Source organism: Streptomyces sp. DH12, from assembly GCF_020873895.1.
Classification (GTDB): domain Bacteria; phylum Actinomycetota; class Actinomycetes; order Streptomycetales; family Streptomycetaceae; genus Streptomyces.
Genome location: NZ_JAHWGT010000938.1, coordinates 1 through 466 on the forward strand (window position 1 = coordinate 1; position 466 = coordinate 466).

Annotated in this window: 1 protein-coding gene; it reads left to right on the forward strand. The window is 71.0% G+C overall.

Features of this window, described 5'->3' with window-relative positions; genetic code table 11:
• The coding region (locus LPA54_RS37860; RefSeq protein WP_267488001.1) for a PEP-utilizing enzyme at positions 1–466 on the forward strand (466 nt) is incomplete at both ends.

The window sequence follows — 466 nt, forward strand, 5'->3', positions numbered from 1 at the left end:
CCACTACAAGGATCTCTGCGACATCGAGTTCACCGTCGAACGCGGCCGGCTGTGGATGCTGCAGACCCGCGTGGGCAAGCGCACCGCGGGCGCGGCCTTCCGCATCGCCACGCAGCTCGTCGACCAGGGCCTGATCGACGAGGCCGAGGCGCTCACCCGCGTCAACGGCGCCCAGCTCGCCCAGCTGATGTTCCCGCGCTTCGACGAGAGCGCGAAGGTCGAGCAGGTCGGACGCGGCATCGCCGCCTCCCCGGGCGCCGCGGTCGGCAAGGCGGTCTTCGACTCCTACACCGCCGTGAAGTGGTCCCGTTCCGGCGAGAAGGTCATCCTGATCCGCCGCGAGACCAACCCCGACGACCTGGACGGCATGATCGCCGCCGAGGGCATCCTCACCTCGCGCGGCGGCAAGACCTCCCACGCGGCCGTCGTCGCCCGCGGCATGGGCAAGACCTGTGTCTGCGGCGCC